This window comes from Pseudomonas sp. GW823-FHT02C02 (genome assembly GCF_058797635.1).
Genome location: NZ_JBXAJV010000004.1, coordinates 278,794 through 302,665, shown reverse-complemented (window position 1 = coordinate 302,665; position 23,872 = coordinate 278,794). Strand labels below are relative to the sequence as shown.

At 60.1% G+C, this 23,872-nt stretch carries 16 protein-coding genes and 1 pseudogene; 12 read left to right on the top strand and 5 right to left on the bottom strand.

Translation table 11 applies throughout. From position 1 onward, the window contains the following. Positions 1-4: 4 nt before the first annotated feature. Positions 5-1,411 (bottom strand): glutamate--ammonia ligase, encoded by a 1,407-nt coding sequence (gene glnA / locus AC1ROI_RS09035; protein ID WP_010464555.1) that lies wholly within the window; start codon positions 1,409-1,411, stop codon positions 5-7. A gap of 330 nt (positions 1,412-1,741) precedes the next feature. Here glnA and thiI point away from each other — a divergent pair, with 330 nt between their 5' ends. Both thiI and typA read left to right on the top strand, forming a co-directional pair. Beyond that, on the top strand, positions 1,742-3,196 hold the full coding sequence (gene thiI, locus AC1ROI_RS09030) for a tRNA uracil 4-sulfurtransferase ThiI (protein ID WP_042932446.1): 1,455 nt from the start codon (positions 1,742-1,744) through the stop codon (positions 3,194-3,196). A gap of 139 nt (positions 3,197-3,335) precedes the next feature. Continuing rightward, a complete protein-coding gene (gene typA, locus AC1ROI_RS09025) occupies positions 3,336-5,156 on the top strand; it encodes a translational GTPase TypA (protein WP_010464551.1) in 1,821 nt (606 codons plus the stop codon). A 209-nt stretch (positions 5,157-5,365) separates the two neighbouring features. On the opposite strand, the gene AC1ROI_RS09020 is transcribed toward typA, so the two are convergent. Continuing rightward, on the bottom strand, positions 5,366-5,806 hold the full coding sequence (locus AC1ROI_RS09020; RefSeq protein ID WP_102593477.1) for a YkgJ family cysteine cluster protein: 441 nt from the start codon (positions 5,804-5,806) through the stop codon (positions 5,366-5,368). A gap of 259 nt (positions 5,807-6,065) precedes the next feature. Between AC1ROI_RS09020 and AC1ROI_RS09015 the strand changes: the two genes are divergently transcribed. The 5 genes from AC1ROI_RS09015 to AC1ROI_RS08995 all read left to right on the top strand — a co-directional run bounded on the left by AC1ROI_RS09015 (position 6,066) and on the right by AC1ROI_RS08995 (position 15,623). Beyond that, positions 6,066-8,516, top strand: a complete 2,451-nt coding sequence (locus AC1ROI_RS09015) for a glycogen/starch/alpha-glucan phosphorylase (RefSeq protein WP_077747594.1) — start codon at positions 6,066-6,068, stop codon at positions 8,514-8,516. Between the two features lie 271 nt (positions 8,517-8,787). After that, positions 8,788-12,387 carry a DUF2339 domain-containing protein gene (locus AC1ROI_RS09010; protein ID WP_102593465.1) on the top strand — a complete coding sequence of 1,200 codons (3,600 nt, stop codon included), beginning with the start codon at positions 8,788-8,790 and terminating at the stop codon, positions 12,385-12,387. Next, entirely contained in the window at positions 12,384-13,757 is a 1,374-nt protein-coding gene (locus AC1ROI_RS09005; RefSeq protein WP_102593466.1) for a DUF3999 domain-containing protein, read from the top strand. The genes AC1ROI_RS09010 and AC1ROI_RS09005 overlap by 4 nt, the downstream gene beginning before the upstream one ends. Before the next feature lie 249 nt (positions 13,758-14,006). Continuing rightward, positions 14,007-15,017, top strand: coding sequence for a class 1 fructose-bisphosphatase (locus tag AC1ROI_RS09000; protein ID WP_010464542.1), 1,011 nt, complete (start codon positions 14,007-14,009; stop codon positions 15,015-15,017). Between the two features lie 3 nt (positions 15,018-15,020). Next, entirely contained in the window at positions 15,021-15,623 is a 603-nt protein-coding gene (locus AC1ROI_RS08995; RefSeq protein WP_102593467.1) for a DUF924 family protein, read from the top strand. Positions 15,624-15,739: 116 nt separating this feature from the next. On the opposite strand, the gene AC1ROI_RS08990 is transcribed toward AC1ROI_RS08995, so the two are convergent. Beyond that, complete coding sequence (locus AC1ROI_RS08990; protein WP_371857857.1) at positions 15,740-16,504, bottom strand: methyl-accepting chemotaxis protein; 765 nt, start codon at positions 16,502-16,504, stop codon at positions 15,740-15,742. 93 nt (positions 16,505-16,597) lie between these two features. Continuing rightward, positions 16,598-17,620, bottom strand: a pseudogene (locus AC1ROI_RS08985) (HAMP domain-containing protein); the annotation flags it as partial. Between the two features lie 297 nt (positions 17,621-17,917). Here AC1ROI_RS08985 and AC1ROI_RS08980 point away from each other — a divergent pair. Together AC1ROI_RS08980 and AC1ROI_RS08975 are read left to right on the top strand one after the other, a co-directional pair. Next, the gene (locus tag AC1ROI_RS08980; RefSeq protein WP_010464535.1) at positions 17,918-18,172 is read left to right on the top strand and encodes a hypothetical protein; all 255 of its coding nucleotides are present in this window, start codon (positions 17,918-17,920) and stop codon (positions 18,170-18,172) included. A gap of 31 nt (positions 18,173-18,203) precedes the next feature. Continuing rightward, positions 18,204-18,773: a lipocalin family protein gene (locus tag AC1ROI_RS08975; protein WP_010464533.1), complete on the top strand. Its 570-nt coding sequence runs from the start codon at positions 18,204-18,206 to the stop codon at positions 18,771-18,773. Between the two features lie 119 nt (positions 18,774-18,892). Here the strand turns inward: AC1ROI_RS08975 and AC1ROI_RS08970 are convergent, their stop codons facing one another. Further along, positions 18,893-20,257: a formimidoylglutamate deiminase gene (locus AC1ROI_RS08970; protein ID WP_102593469.1), complete on the bottom strand. Its 1,365-nt coding sequence runs from the start codon at positions 20,255-20,257 to the stop codon at positions 18,893-18,895. A 146-nt stretch (positions 20,258-20,403) separates the two neighbouring features. Between AC1ROI_RS08970 and hutC the strand changes: the two genes are divergently transcribed. From hutC to hutU, 3 genes are all read left to right on the top strand, one after another. Further along, on the top strand, positions 20,404-21,114 hold the full coding sequence (gene hutC / locus AC1ROI_RS08965; protein WP_154505298.1) for a histidine utilization transcriptional repressor HutC: 711 nt from the start codon (positions 20,404-20,406) through the stop codon (positions 21,112-21,114). Then, positions 21,111-21,680, top strand: a complete 570-nt coding sequence (locus AC1ROI_RS08960; RefSeq protein WP_010464527.1) for a HutD/Ves family protein — start codon at positions 21,111-21,113, stop codon at positions 21,678-21,680. The genes hutC and AC1ROI_RS08960 overlap by 4 nt, the downstream gene beginning before the upstream one ends. A 399-nt stretch (positions 21,681-22,079) precedes the next feature. Continuing rightward, positions 22,080-23,768 (top strand): urocanate hydratase, encoded by a 1,689-nt coding sequence (hutU, locus tag AC1ROI_RS08955; protein WP_010464525.1) that lies wholly within the window; start codon positions 22,080-22,082, stop codon positions 23,766-23,768. The last annotated feature ends 104 nt before the right edge of the window (positions 23,769-23,872 follow it).

Here is a 23,872-nt window from a genome sequence, read left to right as displayed (position 1 = left end):
CGGATCAGCAGCTGTAGTACAGCTCATATTCCAGTGGGTGTACGAAGGTGCGGACCTTGATTTCTTCTTCGCTTTTCAGAGCGATGTAAGCGTCGATGAAGTCATCGGAGAACACGCCGCCTTTGGTCAGGAACGCGCGACCTTTGTCCAGCTCTTCCAGGGCTTCTTTCAGGCTGCCGCAAACTTGTGGGATCTCTTTCGCCTCTTCAGGCGGCAGGTCGTACAGGTTTTTGTCAGCTGCGTCGCCAGGGTGGATCTTGTTCTGGATGCCGTCCAGGCCAGCCATCAACAGTGCAGCGAAGCCCAGGTACGGGTTGGCTGCTGGATCCGGGAAGCGGGCTTCGATACGGCGAGCGCGAGGGCTGGACACGTAAGGAATACGGATCGAAGCGGAACGGTTACGAGCCGAGTAGGCCAGCATTACCGGCGCTTCGAAACCTGGGACCAGACGCTTGTAGGAGTTGGTCGACGGGTTGGTGAAGCCGTTCAGGGCCTTACCGTGCTTGATGATGCCGCCGATGAAGTACAGGGCGGTGTCGGACAGGCCGGCATAGCCTTCGCCAGCGAAGGTGTTCTTGCCATCTTTGGCGATGGACAGGTGAACGTGCATACCCGAACCGTTATCGCCGTACAGCGGCTTAGGCATGAAGGTCGCGGTGCGGCCGTAGGCATCAGCCACGTTGTGTACGCAGTACTTCAGGGTCTGAACTTCGTCAGCCTTGGCCACCAGGGTGTTGAACTTCACACCGATTTCGTTCTGGCCGGCAGTGGCCACTTCGTGGTGGTGAACTTCGATAACCAGGCCCATCTCTTCCATGGCGTTGCACATGGAGGTACGGATTTCGTGGTCGTGGTCGAACGGCGGAACCGGGAAGTAGCCGCCTTTGACGCCTGGGCGGTGGCCTTTGTTGCCGCCTTCCACGTCCTGGTCGGACATCCACGAACCTTGTTCGGAGTAGATCTTGAACATCGAACCGGAGATGTCGGACTTGAACTTCACTTCGTCGAAGATGAAGAATTCTGGCTCTGGACCTACGAATACGGTGTCGCCGATACCGGTCGACTTCAGGTATTCCTCGGCACGCTTGGCGATCGCACGTGGGTCACGGTCGTAGCCTTGCATGGTCGAAGGCTCGATCACGTCGCAAACCAGGATCAGGGTCGGCTCTTCGGTGAACGGGTCGAGAACGGCAGTGCTGTCGTCCGGCATCAGGATCATGTCGGAGGCTTCGATGCCTTTCCAGCCAGCGATGGAGGAACCGTCGAACATTTTGCCTTCTTCGAAGAAAGCTTCATCCAGCGCGTCGCGAGCCGGCATGGTCACGTGGTGCTGAGTGCCTTTGGTGTCCGTGAAGCGCAGATCAATCCACTTGACGTCATGATCTTTGATGAGTTGAACCGACTTCGACATAGTGTCCTCCGGGTGGCTTCGGGCTTAGTAGTGGATGCCCTTAGAATGTGGGTGATGCCGGCGCGAATACTCTGCCAAGGCAACCTGCCTCACAAGGGAGCAAATTGCATGCCAGTGCCCCAGCATGGGTTTTTTGCCCCAATATCACGCTTATAAAGGCACAAAGCGTCTGTAGGCGGAAAATCTCGCCCTACAATGTAGCGTTAAAATCATCAAATGACCTGTTTTGGTGCGCGCAAAACCTTCTGCACATTAACTGGTTAAACCTTGAGCAATTTCCGCTATAATCCGCGCCCCCCTTTTTCGGCTGGGCCTGCGCGCGCTGTTTTCATGAAATTAATCGTAAAAGTCTTCCCCGAGATCACCATCAAGAGCCGCCCGGTACGGATGCGTTTCATCCGCCAGTTGGCCAAAAATATCCGTACCGTGCTCCGCGACCTGGACCCGGCTGTGGTGGTGAACGGTGTGTGGGACAATCTCGAGCTGGAAACCCGCGTCAGCGAGCCCAAGGCCCTGAAGGAGATGACCGAGCGCCTGAGCTGCATGCCGGGCATCGCGCATTTCCTGCAAGTCGACGAATACCCGCTGGGCGACTTCGACGACATCGTCGCCAAGTGCAAGCAGCACTTCGGTGATGCGCTGGCCGGGAAGATCTTTTCGGTGCGCTGCAAGCGTGCCGGCAAGCACGAATTCAGTTCGATGGACGTCGAGAAATACGTCGGCAGCCAACTGCGTCGTCAGTGCGGCGCCGCGGGAATCTCGCTGAAAGAGCCGGAAATCGAAGTCCGCCTCGAAATTCGCGACAAACGGTTGTTCGTGATCCACAGCCAGCACAACAGCATCGGCGGATATCCGCTGGGCGCCCTGGAACAGACGCTTGTGCTGATGTCAGGTGGGTTCGATTCCACGGTGGCTGCGTACCAGATCATGCGCCGCGGCCTGATGAGCCATTTCTGCTTCTTTAATCTGGGCGGGCGGGCCCATGAACTGGGCGTCATGGAAGTCGCGCACTTCATCTGGAAGAAGTACGGCAGCTCCCAACGCGTGTTATTTGTGAGTGTGCCATTCGAGGAAGTACTGGGAGAAATTCTCGGGAAAGTCGATAACAGTCATATGGGTGTAGTTTTGAAGCGTATGATGTTGCGCGCTGCTTCCCGTATTGCCGATCGGCTGGACATCGAAGCGCTGGTTACCGGCGAGGCGATTTCCCAGGTGTCGAGCCAGACACTGCCGAACCTGTCCGTGATCGACTGCGTGACCGACAAGCTGGTCTTGCGTCCGCTGATCGCCAGTCACAAGCAGGACATCATCGACCTGGCCAACGAAATCGGTACTGCCGACTTCGCCAAGCACATGCCGGAATATTGCGGGGTCATCTCGGTGAACCCCAAGACCCACGCCAAGCGTCCGCGCGTGGAGTACGAAGAACAACAGTTCGACATGGCAGTACTTGAGCGTGCGCTCGAGAACGCCAAACTGGTGCCGATCGATCGCGTGATCGACGAATTGGGCCAGGACTTGCAGATCGAAGAAGTCAGCGAAGCGTTGGCTGGTCAGATCGTCATCGACATCCGTCACCCGGATGCCGCTGAAGACGACCCGCTGGGCCTTGCTGGCATTGAGGTACAAACGATGCCGTTTTATGCATTGAACGCTCGTTTCAAGGAACTGGACCCTACTCGCCAGTACCTGCTGTATTGCGACAAAGGCGTGATGAGTCGCCTGCATGCCCACCATTTGCTCAGTGAGGGGCATGCCAATGTGCGCGTTTATCGACCGAGCTAAGTGCCCGGGGCTGTTTGCCTGTGGCCTGCGTCACCGGCCCCCCGACGCCGCCGTCAAGCTGTAACGGCTTTGCCGGACTCTACTGTTAATCGCTGCCAAGACTTGTCAGCACACCGAATCCTCTGATCGAGATACACAAGTGATCGAAAATCTACGCAACATCGCCATCATTGCTCACGTTGACCATGGTAAGACCACCCTGGTAGACAAACTCTTGCGTCAATCCGGCACCCTGGAGCGCAACGAGCTCAACGACGAGCGCGTGATGGACTCCAACGACCAGGAGAAAGAACGCGGTATTACCATTCTGGCGAAAAACACCGCCATCAACTGGAACGGCTACCACATCAACATCGTGGACACCCCGGGCCACGCCGACTTCGGCGGCGAAGTTGAACGCGTAATGTCGATGGTTGACTCCGTTCTGCTGCTGGTTGACGCTCAAGACGGCCCTATGCCGCAAACCCGTTTCGTGACCAAGAAGGCTTTCGAAGCCGGCCTGCGTCCAATCGTGGTGATCAACAAGGTTGACCGTCCAGGCGCGCGTCCGGACTGGGTTCTGGACCAGATCTTCGACCTGTTCGACAACCTCGGTGCTACCGAAGAACAGCTGGACTTCAAAGTCGTCTACGCCTCGGCCCTGAACGGCATTGCCGGTCTGGAACACACCGACATGGCTGAAGACATGACCCCGCTGTACCAGTCGATCGTCGACAACGTACCTGCGCCGAAAGTCGACCGTGAAGGTCCGTTCCAGATGCAGATCTCCGCTCTGGACTACAACAGCTTCCTGGGTGTTATCGGCGTTGGCCGTATCGCTCGTGGCCGCATCAAGCCGAACACTCCGGTTGTTGCTATCGACGCCGACGGCAAGAAGCGTAACGGTCGTATCCTGAAGCTGATGGGTCACCACGGTCTGCACCGTATCGACGTTGAAGAAGCAGCTGCCGGCGACATCGTCTGCATCAGCGGCTTCGACCAGCTGTTCATCTCCGACACTCTGTGCGACCCACTGAACGTCGAAGCGATGAAGCCGCTGACCGTTGACGAACCAACCGTTTCCATGACCTTCCAGGTAAACGACTCGCCTTTCTGCGGTAAAGAAGGCAAGTTCGTGACGTCCCGTAACATCAAGGAACGTCTGGACAAGGAACTGCTCTACAACGTTGCCCTGCGCGTTGAAGAAGGCGACACCGCCGACAAGTTCAAAGTCTCCGGCCGTGGTGAGCTGCACCTCTCGGTACTGATCGAAACCATGCGTCGCGAAGGCTTCGAAATGGGTGTTGGTCGTCCGGAAGTGATCATCCGCATGGTTGACGGCGTGAAGCACGAACCGTACGAAAACGTGACCATCGACCTGCCAGAAGAATCGCAAGGTTCGATCATGGAACAGATCGGTATCCGTAAAGGCGACCTGACCAACATGGTTCCGGATGGCAAGGGCCGTGTGCGCCTTGAGTACAACATCCCGGCTCGTGGCCTGATCGGTTTCCGTAACGAGTTCCTGACCCTGACCTCCGGTGCAGGCATCCTGACCTCGATCTTCGACCGTTACGACGTGATGAAGTCCGGCGACATGTCCGGCCGTCAAAACGGCGTGCTGGTTTCGGTTGCTACCGGTAAGGCTCTGACTTACTCGCTGGAAACCCTGCAAGCTCGCGGCAAACTGTTCCTGGGTCACGGTGAAGACGTGTACGAAGGTCAAATCGTCGGCATCAACAGCCGCGACAACGACCTGGGCGTCAACCCAACCAAAGGCAAGAAGCTCGACAACATGCGTGCCTCGGGTAAAGACGAAACCATCGCTCTGGTTCCGCCTATCCGTTTCACCCTGGAACAAGCTCTGGAATTCGTTCAAGAAGACGAATTGTGCGAAGTCACTCCTAAGTCCATCCGTCTTCGCAAGAAGATCCTGGGCGAAAGCGAGCGTACCCGCGCTGCCAAGAAAGCCGGTAACTGAGTCTCGACTTAGTTAGCTGCTAAAAAAACGCCCCCGACCGCAAGGTCGGGGGCGTTTTTGTTTGTCTGGGGTTTGTGCGGTGTCAGTTCGGGTCCCTTCGCGGGCAAGCCTCGCTCCTACGGGTTTTGCACGCGTCACAAGAACGGCGCATGACTTGTAGGAGCGAGGCTCGCCCGCGAAGGCGATCTATCCGGCAGCGTGATTGCGGATCAGAACTTCTCAAGCGTCCTACGGCTGGCGCTGCTCTCGCGCACTACTTCTTTAGGCTTGTATGCGCAATACCCCGGCCGTGGCCCGATTTTCGGGTGATTGCGGCAAGTGTCCGGGCGCTTTTCATAAATAGTGCACAGACGGCTCTTACGATCCAGGTACAGGCAATCGTTGTTGCTCATGCGCTGGAGGGTGAAGATCTCGGACTTCTGGTTGTAACGCTCGACGATCCCTTCCTTCTGCAAGCGCTTGGCAATGTTCTTTGGCGGCTCGCCGCGCTCGAACTCGTCGACGATGCCGATGCGGATAAGGTCCTTGATCTTGACCTCGACCGGCAGCGTGCAGCAGCTGGATACACACGAGCCGCACATCGGTGCAGAATATTTGGCCCAGGTATCGAGGCGATCGATCTCCGCAGCGGCGATCAGGTTGGACTTCATCATCGGTTGTTACCAGCGTGTGCATCAGGGCGCGCGATCATACCGGGACTGGTGGATTTTTGAACAACCTTTCGCCAGATTTTTTCTCCTTCGCTCAAATAACACCGTTAATCCGGCACGGCCCCTGCATTGATTCAGGCACATGACAATGTAATGCCGCCCTATCTCGCACTATCAGGAAAAACTGCCGAACCAGAGTCCCAACGGCCTGTCAGACCGTCTAGGCTCAACAACTCCACGCTCGCTCGAGGTCCTATCGATGACTCAAGAACCACTTGTTCGCGAAGCAGAGGTGGCCGCATTTCGCGATGCCGTCTTGACCAAACTCACCTACGCGGTGGGCAAAGACCCGGATCACGCCTTCGACCACGACTGGTTCGAAGCTATTGCGTTGGCAGCGCGCGATCACATGGTCGAGCACTGGATGGATCACACCCGGCAGATCTACCGCAAAGGTCAGAAACGGGTTTACTACCTCTCCCTGGAATTTCTCATCGGCCGGCTGCTCTACGACAGCCTGAGCAACCTTGGCCTGCTCGACGTCGCCCGCGAAGCGCTGACCGAACTCGGCGTCGACCTGGAACGTATCCGCCTGCTGGAGCCCGACGCGGCGCTGGGCAACGGCGGCCTCGGTCGTCTGGCAGCGTGCTTCATGGAAAGCATGTCGACCCTCGGCATCGCTGGCCACGGCTACGGTATTCGTTATGAACACGGCTTGTTCCGCCAGGCCATCGTCGACGGCTGGCAGCAGGAGCAGACCGAACACTGGCTGGACTTCGGCAACCCGTGGGAATTTGAACGGCCTGAAGTCGTGTACCCGATCGGCTTCGGCGGCAGTGTCGAAACCGTCACCGATGAAAACGGCAAGTCCAAGCAAGTCTGGTCCCCGGCGGAAACCGTGCGGGCCATTGCCTACGACACGCCGGTGGTCGGCTGGCGCGGGGCGAGCGTCAATACGCTGCGCCTGTGGCGTGCCCGCGCCATGGAAGATCTGCACCTGGAGCGCTTCAACGCCGGTGACCACTTGGGCGCTGTGGCCGAAGTCGCCCGGGCAGAAAGCATCTCCCGCGTGCTCTACCCGGCGGACAGCACCGAAGCCGGCCAGGAACTGCGCCTGCGCCAGGAATACTTCTTTGTCGCCGCGTCCTTGCAGGACTTGCTGCGCCGCCATCGCAACATGCACACCTCGGTCCTGACCCTGGGCGACCACGCGGCGATCCAGCTCAACGACACGCACCCCTCGATTGCCGTGGCCGAATTGATGCGTCAGCTCGTCGACGTCTACGACGTGGCGTGGGATGCCGCATGGCAGGTCACCGTCGACACGCTCTCGTACACCAACCACACGCTGTTGCCGGAAGCGCTGGAAACCTGGCCGGTCGGTTTGATGGAGCGGATGCTGCCGCGGCACATGCAGATCATTTACCAGATCAACGCCCAGCACATCGATTCGCTGCGCGCCAAAGGCATTCACGACTTCGACGTGCTGCGCGCGGTGTCGCTGATCGAGGAAGACAACGGCCGCCGAGTGCGCATGGGCAACCTGGCGTTCCTCGGATCCCACAGCGTCAACGGCGTGTCCGCGCTGCACACGCAGCTGATGCGCAAAACCGTGTTCTCCGAACTGCACAAGCTCTATCCGGAGCGGATCAACAACAAGACCAACGGCATCACCTTCCGCCGCTGGCTCTACCAGGCCAACCCCGAGCTGACGTCGATGATGGTCGACGCCCTCGGCCCGGACCTGTTGGACAACGCTGAAGCACGCCTGAAGGAACTGGAGCCGTTTGCCGAGAAAGCTGCGTTCCGCAAAGCCTTCGCCGAGCAGCGGCTGCACAGCAAAAAAGCCCTGGCGTACCTGATTCATGAACGACTGGGGATCGCGGTCAACCCGGCGGCCATGTTCGACGTGCAGGTCAAGCGGATCCACGAATACAAACGCCAGTTACTCAACCTGATGCACACCGTGGCGTTGTACCAGGCGATTCGCGCCGAGCCGGAAATCGACTGGGTGCCGCGGGTGAAGATCTTCGCCGGCAAGGCGGCGGCCAGTTATCACCAGGCCAAGCTGATCATCAAGTTGACCAACGACATCGCCCGGGTGGTGAACAACGACCCGACGGTGCGCGGTCTGCTCAAAGTGGTGTTCCTGCCCAACTACAACGTCAGCCTGGCGGAAAGCATCATTCCGGCGGCGGATTTGTCGGAGCAGATTTCCACCGCGGGCTTTGAAGCCTCGGGCACCAGCAACATGAAGTTCGGCCTCAACGGTGCGCTGACCATCGGCACCCTCGATGGCGCCAACGTTGAAATGTGCGAGTTCATCGGCCCCGAGCACATGTTCATCTTCGGTCTCAGTGCCCAGCAGGTTGAGGCGCGCAAGCAGAACCATGAGTTCAATGCGACGCCGGATATTGCCGCATCACACCGTTTGAATGACGTGCTGCAAGCGATTCGCGGCGGGGTGTTCTCGCCGGATGATCCGGCCCGTTACACCGGGTTGATCGACTCGCTGATCGATTACGACCGCTTCCTGGTCTGCGCCGATTTCGATTCCTATTGGGACGCGCAGATGCGCGTGGAAGCCCATTGGCACGATTCGCAAGCCTGGTGGCGTTCGGCGGTGTTGAATACTTCCCGGATGGGCTGGTTCTCGTCCGACCGGACCATTCGCGAGTACGCCACGGATATCTGGAAGGCATTGGAGTAACTTTTAGCAATAATTGCGAGCAAGGCCCGTCGGTTGTTGGGCCTGATCGATATACTAAGCCCCAGTTTCACCGGGCAGCAGGCACTGGCAATCCATTGTGGGAGCGAGCCTGCTCGCGAAAGCGGTCTGACATTCAACGTCAATGCTGAATGTCATGGCCCCTTCGCGAGCAGGCTCGCTCCCACAGGTTTGTGTGGTTTCACACTAGACTCAGCCAGAGACTGCTTCACCCGGATTCGCCCCGCAGCGGGGCCGCTTAGGGATATCGACCATGCAATGGATGTTCATGCTGATTGGGCTGGTGCTGGGCTGGATACTCGATGAGTCATTCAGCGATGCGCTATTGGGTGCGCTGCTCGGGTTGGGAGTAGGGCAGGCCATTCGTATCGGCCGCCTGGATTCAGAAGCGACCGAGCAGCGTCGACTGCTGGAGCAGGCGCAGGTTGCGCTCAATGGCGTGCAGCAACGCCTGGCATTGTTGGAGGTGCCGGGCGTCACAACGCCTGAAACCAGCGAGCCGGTTGCCAGCGAAGCCGCTCCGTCGCCTGACTTCACCCTCGATGACATTCCTGTCGAAACCCCCGAGCTGATCTGGGATCTTCCGCCCGAACTCGAGCCGGTGAGCGCAACGGCAGCGCAAACCAGCCGTCCGCTGCCCGACGATGTCTGGAAACCCGAGCCTGTTACCCGCGAACCGCAACAACCCGCCGTCCCGCGTGGCCCGAGCTTCATCGAGCGGGCCATCAGCGGCGCTCGCAACTGGCTGTTCGGCGGCAACACCGTGCTGCGGGTCGGCGTGGTGCTGTTGTTCCTCGGTCTGGCGTTCTTGCTGCGGTATGCCACCGAAGGCATGGTGGTGCCGATCGAACTGCGTTACGCCGGGGTTGCGGCCGCTGCGTTGGGCCTGCTTGGTCTGGGTTGGTGGCTCAGGACACGCAACAGCAATTACGCGCTGATGCTGCAAGGCACCGGCATCGCCGTGTTGTACCTGACGGTGTTTGCCGCGATGCGCCTGCACCCGCTGCTCGATCCAAGCGCCGCCCTGGGCCTGCTGGTCGCGGTCACGGTGTTCTCGGCGATTCTCGCCATCACCCAGGATGCGTTGGGCCTGGCCGCGGCCGCTGCACTCGGCGGCTTCGCGGCACCGATCCTGACTTCCACCGGCGCCGGCAACCACGTCGCGCTGTTCAGCTACTTCGCCTTGCTCAACGCCGGCATCCTCGCCATCGCCTGGTTCAAGGCCTGGCGACTGCTGAACCTGATCGGTTTCGTCGGCACCTTCGGCATCGGTTTCGCCTGGGGCCTGCGCTCCTACACACCGGAATTGCTGTGGAGCACCGAACCGTTCCTGGTGCTGTTCTTCCTGATGTACCTGGCCATCGGCCTGCTGTTTGCCCGTCGCAAGCTGCTGGAGATGAGCGACGCCCCCGAGGACGACAGCCGCGAGGCGCTGCTGCGCTGGTCGGCGCGCAAGGGCGATTACGTCGACGGCACGATGCTGTTCGGCCCGCCGCTGGTGGGCTTCGGATTGCAGTTCGCGCTGGTTCAGCATTTGGAGTTTGCCGCAGCGTTCAGTGCCTTGGCCTTGGGCATGATCTACATGGGCCTGGCGCGTTTCCTGATGGGCGGCCGCGCATTGCTGCTCGCGGAAACCTGCCTGGCGCTGGGCGTGATCTTCGCCAGCCTGGCGATTCCGCTGGGGCTCGACGCGCGCTGGACGGCTGCCGCTTGGGCGGTCGAGGGCGCGGGCATTTTCTGGCTCGGCCTGCGTCAGCAACGACCGCTGGCTCGTGCGTTTGCCTTGCTGCTGCAACTGGGCTCGGCCATCGCGTTTGTCAGCGAATTGCGCATCGGCGACGGCAGTTTGCTCGACGGCGCTCCGCTTGGCGCGTTGATGCTCGGCGTGGCGTTGTTGTTCAGCTTCTATCAATTGCGCAAAGCCCTGCCCGAACAGACATCGGAATGGGAGCGCAAAGGGCGGCCGGTGTTGGCTTGCCTGGGCCTGACCTTCCTCTATCTGTTGGCGCCATTGTTCTTCCTGACCCACGGCACCGCCATCAGTTGGGCGCTGGCGGGGTTGGCGACGTTGTTTGTCGGCTTGCGCCTGCAATCGCGCACGTTCCTGTTCACCGCGTTTGCTGTCCAGTTGCTCGGCGGTGCGCTGTTCCTGCTGCGCTTGCAAGGTTCCAGCGGTGAGTCTGGCGCCGTGTTTAGCGCGGGTTGGAGCGGTTTGCTCAGTGCGTCTTTGATCGGCCTCGCGCTGATCGCCGGCATGTTGCTCGCCGCGCGTGATGAAATGGTGCGCAGCGATGTCCGGCTGCTGCGCGGCTTGTCGGTGGTGTTGCTGGCGGGTCTGGTGCTGATCAATCTGGCGGTGCTGTTCGTGCTGCCCTGGCAGACCGCGAGTGCGGTGTGGGCGGCCAGTGGCTTGTTCATCATTTGGCTGAGCCTGTACCTCAAGCAGCGCGTGAGTTTTGTCTTCGGTTTGCTTTTGCAGTTGATTGGCGGCGCGGCGTTCCTGTTCGCGGGGCCGGACCTGCTCGGGCCGCTGGCCAGCGAAGGGTTGAAACCTCTGGCCCACAGCGGTTTCTGGACGCCGCTGGTGTTGGGCCTGGCCGCGATGGTCGGAGCGTGGCGCTTGCAACTTGGCAACCATGCCTCGGCGTTTGATGTGCTGAGCTTGCAGCGTTTGTCCGAAGTGTTGCTGGTGTGGGGCGCAGGCTGGTGGGCGCTGGCGTGGATCAGTGAAGTGCTGCGTTTTGCACCGCTGAATCTGCAAGCAACCTTGTTGCTGGCGGTTGCCGCCTTGAGCGTGGCGCTGTGGGCGGTGTTGGCGCTGCGCTTGAATTGGTCGTCGCTGGGCCTGCTTTGCACCTTGCTGATGCCCGCTGCCGGTCTGGTACTGCTCGCCGCGTGGCACTCGCGATATCACCCGGCGGCCAATTTCGGTTGGCTGGTGTGGGCGGCCGTGTTCGTCGTGCATTTCATCTCCCTGCGACGCTTGGCGCCGATGTTGCCGGCGCGTGCCCTGAGCACCGCTCATGTGCTCGGCTGCTGGCTGTTGATCGGTGTGCTGGCCTTGGAGCTGCGTTACGGTTTGCTGCTGTTGTCCGAGCAGTACAACGCCTGGCGCTGGTTGGGTTGGGCGATCCTGCCGAGTCTGTATCTGGTGCTGATGGCGGCGCCACGCAATGGGCCTTGGCCTGTTTCGGCGTATCCACGCGAGTACCGTTTTTATGCGGCGGCACCTTTGGCGCTGCTGATGCTCGGCTGGTTCTGGCTGGCGAATATCGTCAGCGACGGCACGGCCGAGCCGCTGCCCTATGTGCCGCTGGTCAATCCGTTGGAGTTGGGTCTGCTGTTTGCGCTGTTCGGCGTCTACGTCTGGTCCCGCAGCGCCGTGACGCAACTGGCGATTCGCAAAGTTTACATAGCGCACGCCACGCAACTGATCGCCGGGGTCTCGCTGTTCGCGTTCTTCACCGCACTGGTGATGCGCACCGCGCACCATTGGGGCGGTGTGCCGTTCGAGCTCGATGCGTTGCTTGAATCGATGCTGGTGCAGGCGGGGCTGTCTATTGTCTGGACCCTGATGGCGCTGAGCCTGATGATCGGCGGCCATCTGCGTCATCGCCGTGAAGTCTGGCTGATCGGCGCCGCGCTGATTGGCGTGGTGGTGGCCAAACTGTTCTTTGTCGAACTGAGTAACCGTGGCGGCCTTGCGCGGATTGTGTCGTTTATCGGCGTCGGCGTGTTGCTGCTGGTGGTGGGCTATTTCGCGCCGCTGCCGCCCAAGCGCGCCGAGGCTGCGCGCCAAGGCGGAGCCGACGCTGAAAGGCCGGCCCCTGAAACCGAAGGAGTGTCGTCTTGAGTCAGAAGTTGAACCTGGGCTGGTTGGGCGCTGTTGCGTTGGGTGTGGCGCTGTCCGCCAGCGCTCAGGAAAAACCGGCGGACTTTGCCTCGCACGTGCCGTTGTCGGTGAGCGGCGAAGGGCCTTGGTATCGCCTCGAATTGCCCTTGAACGTGCAACTGAATGCGCGGCAAACGGACCTCAGCGATGTTCGCGTGTTCAACGCTGCCGGTGAGGCCCAGGCCTACGCCTTGGCGCGCGAGGCGGCGTCAACCCGGGAAAATCGCACGCTGACCGATGTGAAGTGGTTCCCGCTGTACACCTCGGCGGACGCCACGGAGCGCGCGCCGGGCATCCGCGTGCAATCGAGCGCGAACGGCACGTTGGTCGAAGTGCAACCGTCGAGTCAGCTGGAGGCGGGCGAAGAAGTGCTGCGCGGCTGGTTGCTCGACGCCAGCGCCATCAAGGCGCCGTTGCAGCAGTTGATCCTCGACTGGACCAGCGAGCGCGATGGCTTTCAGCGTTTCACCATCGAGGCCAGCGACGACTTGCAGCATTGGCAGTCGTGGGGCGAAGGCCAGGTGGCGCGGCTGACGTTTGCCGATGAACGGGTCGAGCAGCATGAAGTCGGCTTGCCGGGGCAATCGGCGCGTTATCTGCGCCTGCTGTGGAATTCACCGCAATTGGCACCGACGCTGACGTCTGCGCAGCTGCAAAGCGCGAGTCCCCGCAGTCTGCCGCTGCCGTTGGTCTGGTCGCAGCCGCTGGCGGGCAGCAGCGTGAAGGCGGGTGAGTACACCTGGCAGTTGCCGATGGGGCTGAATGTCGAGCGGGTCCAGGTCGAGCTGAGTCAGCCCAACAGCCTGGCGCCGGTGACGTTGTCCGGTCGTCGCGAAAGCAGCCTGCCGTGGCAGCCGCTGACCAGCGGATTGCTCTATCGCCTGACCCAGAGTGGCCAGGACGTGGTGCAGAACGAATTGCAGCTGTCGGGGCAGACCGTGCAGCAGTTGAAGCTGGTCGTGGATGAGCGCGGCGGTGGCTTGGGTGCTGAAGCGCCGACGTTGAAGTTTGCTGTGCGCTCGACGCAATTGGTGTTCCTGGCGCGTGGGGCGGGGCCTTATACGCTGGCGCTGGGGAGTGCGACGGTGAGGGCGGCGAACCTGCCGTTGTCGACGCTGATCCCGGATTACAGCGCGGCCAAGTGGGCGGCGCTGGGCAAGGCTTCGGTGGAGGGTGCGGCGGTGGTGAGCAACTCCTCCACGGTGACGGCGGCCGCGACAGCGGACACGGACTGGAAGAAGTTCGGGTTGTGGGGGGTGTTGCTGCTGAGCGTGCTGTTTCTCGCAGCGATGGCCTTCAGTTTGCTGCGCAAGCCCCCCGCTAAACCCTGAACCTGTGGCGAGGGAGCTTGCTCCCGTTCGACTGCTGCATTTTCTCGGACAAATGGCGGCGAATGCTTCAGGGGGCCGCTTCGCACCCCAACGGGAGCAAGCTCCCTCGCCGCCATAGAGTTCATTTACGGCTACGCTCAACCCCGCGCATGAACTCTATTGGGCGTATCACGTCTGATAGGAGGAAATGCGCCTCGACTCGCGTTAAACTGCGCGGGTTTTTAGCCCCCAATTCCACCGGAGCCTTCCATGTCCCGCGTTACCCTGAGTCGCTATTTGATTGAGCAGACCCGTAGCAACAACACCCCTGCCGATCTGCGTTTCCTGATCGAAGTGGTGGCGCGTGCTTGCAAGGAAATCAGCCACGCCGTGTCCAAGGGCGCCCTGGGCGGCGTTCTGGGCAGCATGGGCACTGAAAACGTCCAAGGCGAAGTGCAGAAGAAGCTTGATGTGATGTCCAACGACATCCTGCTCGAAGCCAACGAATGGGGCGGTCACCTGGCCGGCATGGCATCCGAAGAAATGGATAATGCCTACCAGATCCCGGGCAAATACCCGAAAGGCGCGTACCTGCTGGTATTCGACCCACTGGATGGTTCGTCGAACATCGACATCAACGCGCCGGTCGGTACGATCTTCTCGGTGCTGCGTTGCCCGAACGAATACCTGACCCAGAACGAGCCTTTGAACGAAAAGGCCTTCCTGCAGCCAGGCACTCAGCAGGTTGCCGCCGGTTATGCGATTTACGGTCCACAGACCATGCTGGTGCTGACCCTGGGCAATGGCGTGAAGGGCTTTACCCTGGACCGTGAAATGGGCAGCTTCGTGCTGACCCATGAAGACATCACGATCCCTGAGTCCACGCAGGAATTTGCGATCAACTCGTCCAACAAGCGTCACTGGGAAGCGCCGGTACAACGTTATGTCGACGAATTGCTGGCTGGCGATGAAGGCCCGCTGAAAAAGAACTACAACATGCGCTGGGTCGCGGCGATGGTTGCCGACGTACACCGTATCCTGACCCGTGGCGGTCTGTTCATGTACCCACGCGACAACCGCGAGCCGTCCAAGCCGGGCAAACTGCGTCTGATGTACGAAGCCAACCCGATGTCGTTCCTGGTTGAGCAGGCTGGCGGCGCTTCCACCGATGGCCATCAGCGCATCCTCGACATCAAGCCTGAGGGCTTGCACCAGCGTGTTGCGGTGTTCCTCGGTTCGAAAGAAGAAGTCGAACGCGTCACGGCTTACCACAAGGAATAAACCATGACCGCGCCCTGGCAGCCGTTGCTCGAGTGGTGGTTCGGAACCTTCGAATCCCCCCAAGACATAGCGGCTGACAAGGGCAAGTTATGGTTCGGCAAGCGCGACAGCCAGGACCTCGAAGCGCAGACGCGTTTCGGGGACTGGGTCGAGCAGGCACTGGCCGGCGGATTGACTGAATGGGCGCAACGCCCCGAAGGTTGGCTGGCCTTGGTGCTGCTGCTCGATCAGCTCCCGCGAATGATCTTTCGCGACACCCCCAAATCCTTTTCAGGCGATCTCAGGGCTCAGGCACTGGTGGCGCAAGGCATTGCTGCGGATTTCGATCGGCAGTTGCGGCCGATTCAACGGGTGTTTATCTACCTGGTGTTTGAGCATTGCGAGAATCTGGCGGTGCAGAACGAGGCGGTTTCGCGGTACATCGATCTGGTTGCGCAACAGCCTGAGAGTGATCGGGCACTGTTTATCGACTATCTGAACTATGCCGAGAAGCATCAGCAGGTGATTGCGCGGTTTGGGCGGTTTCCGCACAGGAATGCGGTGTTGGGAAGGGAGTCTACGGCTGAAGAGCTGGCGTTTCTTTCCGGGCCCGGTTCTCGCTTTTAGTTTTCTGCTGTAGCTGATGCCGCCATCGCCAGCAGGCTGGCTCCCACATTGGGTTTGTGTCGTTCACAATCCCCTGTGGGAGCCAGCCTGCTGGCGATGGGGCCAGTGAAAGCCGCTTAAATCCGGAAGCTGCCCACCAACTGCTTCAACCGTGCCGCCTGCTGCTCAAGGTCCACACATGCACGCAATGTCGACTGCAAGTTCTCCACCCCTTCCTGGTTCAAGGTATTGATCTCGGTAATGTCGACATTGATCGACTCCACCACAGCGGTCTGCTCTTCAGTCGCGGTCGCCACGGACTGGTTCATCCCATCGATCTCCCCAATACGCTGGGTCACGCTGCCCAGACGCTCACCGGCCTGGTTGGCGATGCCGACGCTGCTTTCGCTCTGGCGCTGGCTGTCGGTCATGGTGCTCACCGCTTCCCGGGCGCCGACTTGCAGTTCCTCGATCATCTTCTGCACTTGCTGCGCCGAATCCTGAGTGCGATGGGCGAGGTTGCGCACTTCGTCCGCAACCACGGCAAAACCACGTCCGGCTTCACCGGCGCGGGCAGCTTCGATGGCGGCGTTCAATGCCAGCAAATTGGTCTGCTGCGAGATGCTGGTGATCACTTCCAGAATCTGCCCGATGTTCACCGTGTTGCTGTTGAGCGTTTCGATGTTGCCGCACGAATCGCTGATCTTCGCCGAGAGCTGCTGCATCGCCGCGATGGTTTTATCCACCACTTGCTGACCTTCTTCGGCCAACGCGCGGGCATCGCTCGAATGCTGGGAGGCGAGGGCGGCGTTCTGGGCGATTTCCTGTGCAGCAGCGCCCAGTTCGTTGATCGCTGCAGCCACGCTGCTGGTGCGCGAGGCTTGCTGATCGGAATTGAACATTGACGAATTCGACGCGGCAACCACACGCAAGGCAACTTCGTTGACCTGGCCGGTGGCCGAGGACACTTCGCGGATCGAGGTGTGAATACGTTCCACGAAGCGGTTGAACGAGGTGCCCAAGGCACCGAATTCATCGTGGCCGTGGATGGTCAGGCGTTTGGTCAGGTCACCTTCGCCTTCGGCGATGTCATGCATGGCGCGGCCCATGGTCAGCAGCGGCTGCATCAGAAAGCTGATCAACATGCCCAACAACGCGATGATGATGACTACGGCGATGACCATGGCAATGATCGCCGAGGTACGGAATTCGCTGAGCATCGAGAACGCGGTGTCCTGGTCCAGCACCAGCGCCACGTACCAGTCGGCCGAGGGCACACCGTTGACGTGGGTAAAGGAGATGAACTGGGTCTTGCCGTCGAGCTCGACTTCTTTCATGCCCGGGCTGACTTTTGGTGCGCCGTTCGGGTAGGCCTCGGCGAGGCTCTTGAGCACCAGTTTGCTGTCCGGGTGGATCAGGATCTTGCCGTCGGCGCTGACGATGAACGCGTGGCCGTGACCGCCGAAGTTCAGCGAGTTGATGATTGCGCTGACGCTCGACAGGTCGATGTCCGCACCGGCGACGCCGATCATCTGGCTCTGATGCTGCACCGGCGTGGCCACGGTGATCACCAGTTTGCCGGACGAGGCGGCGATGTACGGTTCGGTGACGATGGTCTGTTGCGCGCTGTTGGCCGCCTTGTACCAGCCACGTGCGCGAGGATCGTAGTCTGCCGCACGATTGCCCGCCGGGATCGAGAACATCACGCCGTCAGTGCCACCGAAGTAGCTCAGCTGGAAGTTGCCGGTGTAGGCCGGCAAGTCGATGGCGCGTTTGAGGCTGGCGGGTGTGCTGCCGTCCACTGTGATCTGCTGGGACAACGATTGCAGCAACTGGATGCGGCTTTCCAGCCAGGTCTGGATGTTGCGGGTGGTCAGGCTGCCGAGTTCCTGCATCGAGGATTCGGTACTGCTGCGCAAGGTCTGGCGCTGACGGTAGTCGTTGAACAGGATGAAGCAGGCAAACGCAACAGCGACCACGAGGGCGGCTGCCAGCAGGATCTTGTGGCTGAATTTCATGTTTCTGGTCATTAAGTGCACTACCGCGGAGGGGCTGGTCAGCGAGGGGGCGTCAATTTGCCACAGTCGAGGGCTTTGCGCTGCTTCTATGTCGACTGGCCAGCGCCAAAGATTAGGCGTGTTTTTGCGAAAACCGATGAAATACTCAGCGGCGCAGGAAAGTTGCTGATTTTTCGAAAAAAGGCAGACGAGCGGCCCGATAAATAGCCGGGCGGTCGGGGAACCAGATGGGGGTTTTCTCTTCTAAGCTTCTGCTTGGCAGCCATGCCATTCCCCCCTCGCACCAGGAGCTACACCATGTCGCTGCGTTCTATCGCCCTGCTCTCGTTCTGCGTGTTGTTGGCCGCATGCAGCAAGGTCAATCAGGAAAACTATTCGAAACTGTCGGCCGGCATGCCCAAGGCAGAGGTTGAAGCCTTGTTGGGTAAAGCCACTGATTGCTCGGGCGCGCTCGGCATGTCCAGTTGCACCTGGGGTGACAAGAACAGCTTTATCAGCGTGCAGTATGCCGGTGACAAAGTACTGATGTTTTCCGGCCAAGGCCTGAAGTAATCCGGGGCTACGCGCCCACGGGAGAAAAACAATGAAGCGGTTATTGATACTCCTTTTTGCCGGCCTGGTATTGGCCGGCTGCGCCACTTCTGGCACAGATCCGTTGGCGCCGAAAACCGTCAACAGCGTCAATCTCAAGAAATACCAGGGCACCTGGTACGAGTTGGCCCGCCTGCCGATGTATTTCCAACGCAATTGCGCACAATCCGAAGCCCATTACACGCTCAATCCTGACGGCAAGGTGCAGGTGCTGAACCGCTGCCTGACGGCGGACTGGCAATGGGAAGAGGCCAAGGGCACGGCTTATCCACAAGTGCCGGGCAAGACCGACAAGTTGTGGGTCGAGTTCGATACCTGGTTCTCGCGCTTGCTGCCAGGTGTGGCGAAGGGGGAATACTGGGTGCTTTACGTCAGCGACGATTACAAGACCGCCATCGTCGGTGACCCGAGCCGCAAGTACCTGTGGCTGCTGTCGCGCACGCCGACGGTCAACGGTGTAGTGCGTGAAGAACTGCTGAGCAAGGCGCGTCAGCAAGGCTACGACACTACGCGGCTGATCTGGCGCGCGTCGGATACGCAGATGGCCAAGACCTCGAACTGACGGCTAGTAAAGAACAAATGTGGGAGCGAGCCTGCTCGCGATAGCGGAGTATCAGTCAACACTTCTGTTGAATTTGATCGCCCTGTCGCGAGCAGGCTCGCTCCCACATTTCGTTTGTGTCAGCCCAGGAGGTCGCGCAGGACTTGGGTAAACGCCCGATTGCTTTCTTCTTCTGCTGCATGACGCCCGTCACGCACTACCCACTGGCCATTGACCAGCACATCGCGCACCTGGCGATCGCCGCCGGCAAACAACCAACGATTGAGAATCCCGTCACCGCTGGCCGTTGCCAGGTACGGATCGTTGCCGTCCAGCACCAGCCAATCCGCACGTTTACCAACTTCCAGTGCACCGATCGGCTGCCCCAGCGCCTGAGCGCCGCCATCCAGCGCAGCGTCATATAGCGTGCGGCCAACCATCGGCTGATCCGCGCCATACAGCCGATTACGCCGCTGATCGCGCAGGCGCTGGCCGTATTCCAGCCAACGCAACTCTTCCACAACGCTCAATGACACATGGCTGTCGGACCCGATACCCATGCGTCCACCCTGCGCGAGGAAATCCACCGCCGGAAAAATCCCGTCGCCGAGGTTGGCTTCGGTGGTCAGGCACAGACCGGCGATAGCGCGACTCTTGGCCATCAACGTGACTTCTTCCGGATTGGCATGGGTTGCGTGGACCAGGCACCAGCGCTGATCGACTTCTGTGTTTTCGTACAGCCATTGCAGAGGACGACGACCGCTCCAACTCAGGCAGTCATCGACTTCCTTCTGCTGTTCAGCGATATGAATGTGCACCGGGCACTGCTTGTCGCTGGCCGCCAGCACTTCGCTGATCTGCTGCGGCGTTACCGCGCGCAACGAGTGGAAACACAAACCCAGCGACTGCGCCGGTTGCTGCGCCAGGATCGGCTGCAAACGCGACTGAAGCGTGAGGTAATTCTCGGTGCTGTTGATGAAGCGGCGCTGACCGTCGTTCGGCGCCTGGCCGCCGAAACCGGAATGGCTGTAAAGCACCGGAAGCAAGGTCAGACCGATACCGGCGGAACTGGCCGCCTGGCTGATGCGTAGCGCCAGTTCAGCGGGATCTGCGTAAGACTGGCCGTTGGTGTCGTGATGCACATAATGAAATTCCGCGACCGAGGTGTAACCGGCCTTGAGCATTTCGATGTACAGCTGACGGGCGATGACGCCGAGTTGATCCGGGCTGATTTTTCCGACGAGGCGATACATCAAGTCGCGCCAGGTCCAGAAACTGTCATTCGGATTGCCCGCCACTTCCGCCAGCCCGGCCATGGCCCGCTGGAAGGCGTGGGAATGCAGATTCGGCATCCCCGGCAGCAGCGGACCGCTCAGCCGTTCGGCGCCATCTGCGTTGGAATCGGCCTGGATATGGGTCAAAACGCCCTCGGCGCTGACCTCAAGACGTACATTGTTGGCCCATCCACTAGGCAGCAGCGCGCGTTCGGCAAAGAAGGCGGACATGGTTCAGAACCCCATCGTGTGTTATTTGTATATACATATACAGACGTTTGCCTGCTCGGTAAACTCCGGCAAGCTAGCGACTTCTAACAGACGACCAAGGATTAACCGTGCCGACTCCGCCCCCAGTGTCACCGTTGGCCGCGAACATGGGCGACAGTCCGGCGCCCTTGTACGCCCGCGTCAAACAGATGATCACCCAGCAAATCGACAGTGGAAACTGGCCGCCGCACTACCGCGTTCCGTCGGAAAGCGAGCTGGTCAGCCAACTCGGTTTCAGCCGCATGACCATCAACCGCGCCCTGCGCGAGATGACCGCCGACGGTCTGCTGGTGCGCATGCAAGGTGTCGGCACGTTCGTCGCCGAGCCGAAAAGCCAGTCCGCGCTGTTTGAAGTGCACAACATCGCCGACGAAATCGCCTCCCGTGGCCATCGCCATACCTGCAAGGTGATCACCCTCGAAGAAGAGGCCGCCGGTTCCGAGCGCGCTTTGGCGCTGGACATGCGCGAAGGCCAGCGGGTTTTCCATTCGCTGATCGTGCATTTCGAAAACGACATTCCGGTGCAAATCGAAGACCGTTTCGTCAACGCGCTGGTGGCGCCGGACTACCTCAAGCAGGACTTCACCCTGCAAACGCCTTACGCCTATCTGAACCAGGTCGCGCCGCTGACCGAAGGCGAGCACGTGGTCGAGGCGATTCTGGCCGAGGCCTCAGAGTGCAAATTGCTGCAGATTGAAAAGGGCGAGCCGTGCCTGCTGATTCGTCGCCGCACCTGGTCCGGCCGCCAGCCGGTAACCGCCGCCCGTTTGATCCACCCTGGTTCCCGTCATCGTCTGGAAGGTCGGTTTCATAAATGAATGTAACGAAGGTTCTACGCGCAAAAGATTACCCGCGAATGCCGTGGAAAAACGGCGGTGGCAGCACCGAAGAAATCACCCGCGATGCGGGGACCGGGCTTGACGGCTTCGGCTGGCGCCTGTCGATTGCCGATATCGGCGAGTCCGGCGGATTCTCGACGTTCGCCGGCTATGAGCGGGTGATCACCGTGTTGCAAGGCGACGGTATGACCTTGCGGGTTGACGGCCAGGACACGCCTCCATTGTTACCGTTGGAGCCTTTTGCGTTCAGCGGCGAAAGCCACGTGACCTGCACCTTGCTGGGCGGGCCGATTCGCGACTTCAACCTGATTTATGCGCCCCAGCGTTACTACGCGCGGTTGCAGTGGCTGGCCGGTGAGCAGCAGTTTTTCAGCTCGGCTGGCACCGTGCTCATATTTAGTGTCACTGACGAGCTTGTCGTGAAGGTCGGCAACAGCGCCTCGCAACTCGGTCGCCATGATTGCCTGCAACTCGGTGGTAACACCGGCCTGCTGGAAGTTTCCAGTAACGGCCCGTGCTGTGTGATCGAGCTGACTGCACGCTGATCCAATACCACCACTGATCGTTCCCACGCAGAGCTTGGGAGCGATCAACTGATTCGAAACTGCGCACCACTTTGTTACCGAACGCCCCAGCGTGGCGCAAAACCATGCCCAAGTAACAGCAGTCACCCCCCCCCTCGCAAAATCCCCCGAAAAATTTCATCGTTGCCAGAACCCTTGATCCAGGCGCGTTCCAGCCCGTTTAAAACTTTTCTTGAACGCCCTTCCAACAAGTTGGCCGCTTGATTGCATATGCTTGTATGTACAAGTAAAGACGTATGCGTATGAGTCGACCGAGACTCCTCGCAACGTCCACTGATTCGCTTGTGGCGCAACAGTGCGCACAGGCTGGCTTACCCACCGCCAGGGTTGGTTTGGATTGATCGCTGAGGAGTCTTTTTCGTGACTGACAATACCCAGAAACCTACTAAATACCGTGATGTTGAAATCCGTGCCGCCCGCGGTAACAAGCTGACCGCCAAGAGCTGGCTGACCGAAGCACCGCTGCGCATGCTGATGAACAACCTCGACCCGGAAGTTGCCGAGAACCCTAAAGAACTGGTGGTTTACGGTGGTATCGGTCGTGCGGCGCGTAACTGGGAATGCTACGACAAGATCGTCGAAAGCCTGACCAACCTGAATGACGACGAGACCCTGCTGGTGCAATCCGGCAAGCCGGTCGGCGTGTTCAAGACACACACCAATGCTCCGCGCGTGCTGATTGCCAACTCCAACCTGGTGCCACACTGGGCGAGCTGGGAGCACTTCAACGAACTCGACGCCAAAGGCCTGGCCATGTACGGCCAGATGACCGCCGGCAGCTGGATTTACATCGGCAGCCAGGGCATCGTCCAGGGCACTTACGAAACCTTCGTCGAAGCCGGTCGCCAACATTACAACGATGACCTGAAAGGTCGTTGGGTCCTGACCGCAGGCCTCGGCGGCATGGGTGGCGCTCAGCCTCTGGCTGCAACCCTGGCCGGTGCTTGCTCGCTGAACATCGAATGCCAGCAGGTGAGCATCGATTTCCGCCTGAACAGCCGTTATGTCGATGAACAAGCCACCGACCTCGACGACGCGCTGGCCCGCATCGCCAAGTACACCAAGGAAGGCAAGGCGATTTCCATCGCGCTGCTGGGTAACGCGGCAGAAATCCTGCCGGAACTGGTCAAGCGCGGCGTGCGCCCGGACATGGTCACCGACCAGACCAGCGCCCACGACCCGCTCAACGGTTACCTGCCGGCCGGCTGGACCTGGGAAGAGTACCGCGCTCGCGCCAAGACCGAGCCTGCTGCCGTGGTCAAAGCCGCCAAGCAATCGATGGCCGTGCACGTAAAAGCGATGCTCGAATTCCAGAAGATGGGTATTCCGACCTTCGACTACGGCAACAACATCCGTCAGATGGCGCAAGAAGAAGGCGTCGAGAACGCATTCGACTTCCCGGGTTTTGTACCGGCTTACATCCGTCCGCTGTTCTGCCGCGGCATCGGTCCATTCCGTTGGGCTGCACTGTCGGGTAACGCTGAAGACATCTACAAGACCGACGCGAAGGTTAAAGAGCTGATCCCGGACGACGCCCACCTGCACAACTGGCTGGACATGGCCCGCGAGCGCATCAGCTTCCAGGGTCTGCCGGCCCGAATCTGCTGGGTTGGCCTGGGCCAGCGCGCCAAGCTGGGTCTGGCGTTCAACGAAATGGTGCGCAGCGGCGAGTTGTCCGCGCCAATCGTGATCGGTCGCGACCACCTGGACTCCGGTTCGGTCGCCAGCCCGAACCGCGAAACCGAATCGATGCAGGATGGCTCCGACGCCGTGTCCGACTGGCCACTGCTCAACGCCCTGCTCAACACCGCGAGCGGCGCGACCTGGGTTTCCCTGCACCACGGCGGCGGCGTCGGCATGGGCTTCTCCCAGCACTCGGGCATGGTGATTGTCTGCGACGGTACTGACGAAGCGGCCGAGCGTATCGCTCGCGTCCTGCACAACGACCCGGCCACCGGTGTCATGCGTCACGCCGATGCCGGTTACCAGATCGCGATCGACTGCGCCAAGGAACAAGGGCTGAACCTGCCGATGATTACCGGCAAATAAAACAGGCTTTGGCCTGATGCAAAACCTGTAGGAGCGATGCGGCGCCCCGCATTGCTCGCTCCTACAGGGATCACCAACACCGACAAACAATCCACAGAGGTTGA

Excerpts from the sequence above, each read along its gene's own strand:
- AC1ROI_RS09010 (WP_102593465.1), top strand. The coding sequence starts at position 8,788 with ATGCAATGGATGTTCATGCTGATTGGGCTGGTGCTGGGCTGGATACTC.
- AC1ROI_RS09000 (WP_010464542.1), top strand. The coding sequence starts at position 14,007 with ATGTCCCGCGTTACCCTGAGTCGCTATTTGATTGAGCAGACCCGTAGC.
- AC1ROI_RS09015 (WP_077747594.1), top strand. The coding sequence starts at position 6,066 with ATGACTCAAGAACCACTTGTTCGCGAAGCAGAGGTGGCCGCATTTCGC.
- AC1ROI_RS08975 (WP_010464533.1), top strand. The coding sequence starts at position 18,204 with ATGAAGCGGTTATTGATACTCCTTTTTGCCGGCCTGGTATTGGCCGGC.
- AC1ROI_RS08995 (WP_102593467.1), top strand. The coding sequence starts at position 15,021 with ATGACCGCGCCCTGGCAGCCGTTGCTCGAGTGGTGGTTCGGAACCTTC.
- AC1ROI_RS08980 (WP_010464535.1), top strand. The coding sequence starts at position 17,918 with ATGTCGCTGCGTTCTATCGCCCTGCTCTCGTTCTGCGTGTTGTTGGCC.
- AC1ROI_RS09020 (WP_102593477.1), bottom strand. The coding sequence starts at position 5,806 with ATGAAGTCCAACCTGATCGCCGCTGCGGAGATCGATCGCCTCGATACC.
- AC1ROI_RS08970 (WP_102593469.1), bottom strand. The coding sequence starts at position 20,257 with ATGTCCGCCTTCTTTGCCGAACGCGCGCTGCTGCCTAGTGGATGGGCC.
- hutC (WP_154505298.1), top strand. The coding sequence starts at position 20,404 with ATGGGCGACAGTCCGGCGCCCTTGTACGCCCGCGTCAAACAGATGATC.
- thiI (WP_042932446.1), top strand. The coding sequence starts at position 1,742 with ATGAAATTAATCGTAAAAGTCTTCCCCGAGATCACCATCAAGAGCCGC.
- glnA (WP_010464555.1), bottom strand. The coding sequence starts at position 1,411 with ATGTCGAAGTCGGTTCAACTCATCAAAGATCATGACGTCAAGTGGATT.
- AC1ROI_RS08990 (WP_371857857.1), bottom strand. The coding sequence starts at position 16,504 with ATGTTCAATTCCGATCAGCAAGCCTCGCGCACCAGCAGCGTGGCTGCA.
- AC1ROI_RS08960 (WP_010464527.1), top strand. The coding sequence starts at position 21,111 with ATGAATGTAACGAAGGTTCTACGCGCAAAAGATTACCCGCGAATGCCG.